1 pseudogene is annotated in these 491 nt (G+C 73.1%); it reads left to right on the top strand.

From position 1 onward, the window contains the following. Window positions 1-491 (top strand): annotated as a pseudogene (locus HMPREF2883_RS15825) (transposase); the annotation flags it as partial.

Below are 491 nucleotides of genomic sequence, written 5' to 3'. Positions count from 1 at the left end.
GCCGTCATCGCCGGCGCGGCCAGGAGCATGCCCCACACCCTGAGAGCCGTCAGCGCCTCGGACGAGGAGGCCGCGGCGCTGAGCATGCTGACTGGTTTCGACCTGGACCTGGCCCGCCAGGTCAAACAGACCGAGGGCCGCATCCGGGGCCAGTGGCTCACCCCAGACCCCACCCTGGGGCCGTGGCCGGGCGCACGACGCCGCCGCTGGGGCCCGTCGCCGCCTGGCCCACCCCAGCCGACCTGAAGAGCGCGGGCAAGGCAAGGACTGACGCCAGGCTCAAAGCCCACGGGTGCAGACGCCACGCCACCTGGGCCGGCCAGATCGTCTCGACCCTGGAACTTCAGAGTGTCACTGTCGCCGGCACCGACGCCGCCGCTGTGGTTCTGCCCCACCTGGCCAGCCAGCTCATCGCCCCACGCGCCCAGCGGGCCGATATCGCCACCCAGGCCGGTGGCCCTGGCGGGTGGCCCACCCTCATGTGCCAGGTC

The organism is Actinomyces sp. HMSC075C01, assembly GCF_001812965.1.
Taxonomy (GTDB): Bacteria; Actinomycetota; Actinomycetes; order Actinomycetales; family Actinomycetaceae; genus Actinomyces; species Actinomyces acetigenes.
Note: the sequence above shows the minus strand (reverse complement) of the source record. Positions and strands in the feature narration are given on the sequence as shown.